General features: G+C 70.8%; 1 protein-coding gene. It reads left to right on the top strand.

Features of this window, described 5'->3' with window-relative positions:
* Positions 1-161: 161 nt before the first annotated feature.
* On the top strand, positions 162-1,229 hold the full coding sequence (locus AC1D15_RS32465) for a TAXI family TRAP transporter solute-binding subunit (protein ID WP_477829300.1): 1,068 nt from the start codon (positions 162-164) through the stop codon (positions 1,227-1,229).
* Positions 1,230-1,356: the final 127 nt, after the last annotated feature.

Here is a 1,356-nt window from a genome sequence, read left to right as displayed (position 1 = left end):
GCGGTGGTCCCGGCCCCGGCTCTGGCCGCGACCGTCGCGCTGCTGCAGCCGCCCGCGGCCGCCGCCGCTGCCACCGATTCCTGTCCCCCTGCGCGCCGGGCCCTGGGCCTGTGCGAGCTCCCGACGCCTTGAGCGCCGTTCACCGTCCACCGGAGAAATCCATGCGCCAACTTCTTCTCACTGCGGCCTTGTGCCTCGCTTCGCTGGGCGCCCATGCCGGCGACCGCATCGTCACCGGCTCCGACCGCGGCACCTACATCGAGATCGGCCGCGACCTGTCGCGCTTCATCGGCAAGCCCGCCGGCCTGCCGCTGGAGGTGCTGCCGTCCAAGGGCTCGGCCGAGAACGTGCGCCGGCTGCGCTCGGAGCCCGGCGTGCGGCTCGCGCTGGTGCAATCCGACGTGTACCGCGCCTACCTCGACCAGGCGAACGCCGGCGATGCCGAGGCGGCCCGGCTGATCAAGCCGCTGCGCGTGGTGATGCCGCTGTACGACGAGGAGATCTACTTCGTCGCACGCGCCGATTCGCCGCTGCGCTCGATCCACGAGCTGCGCGACAAGCGCATCAACGTCGGCCCGGTCGGCAGCGGCACGGCGCTGACCGCGACCACGCTGTACCGCGCGATGTTCGGCAGCCCGATGCTGGAGCAGAACACCAGCTTCCTGTCGAACGAGGAGGCGCTGGTGAAGCTCGCGACCGACAAGTCGATCGACGTGGTCGTGATCGTCGCCGGGCAGCCGGCCAAGCTGTTCGCCGACATGAAGTCGGAGGCGCGCCAGTACATCAAGCTGCTGACGCTCGACCGCGCGGCGCCCGAGACGCAGGCGCTGGACGGCRCCTACGTGCCGGCGCAGATCCGCAGCACCAGCTACCCGAACTGGCTGACGCAGGACGTGACCTCGCTGTCGGTCAAGTCGATGCTGGTGACCTACGACTACCAGTCGCCGGAGGTGCGCAGCTCGCTGACGCGCTTCGCGAAATCGATGTGCAGCAACTTCGAAAAGCTGAAGAGCGACGGCCATGCGAAATGGCAGGAGGTGAGCCTCGCGCCGCCGCAGCTGCCGAAGGGCTGGACGTACTACGCGCCGACGCAGAAGGTGCTGTCGCACTGCGACAGCGAGGCCGAGCCGGACCATGGCGCGGTGGCGTCTGCCACCAAGGCACCGGCCGCATCGAGCTGCTCGCAGAGCCGCGAGGTACTGGGCCTGTGCCGCGTGGCGTCGCGCTGAACGGCCATGTCGATCCCGGGTGCCAAGGGACCGCTGCTGCCGGCGCGGTCGAACCCGGTTGGCCCSGGGATCACGCCGGGGCCGGGACCCGGTGCCCGGCCACCGATCGGGCCGCGCCCGTCGACGC

The organism is Rhizobacter sp. P2_H2, from assembly GCF_056403375.1.
This window is presented reverse-complemented; position numbering and strand designations above follow the sequence as displayed.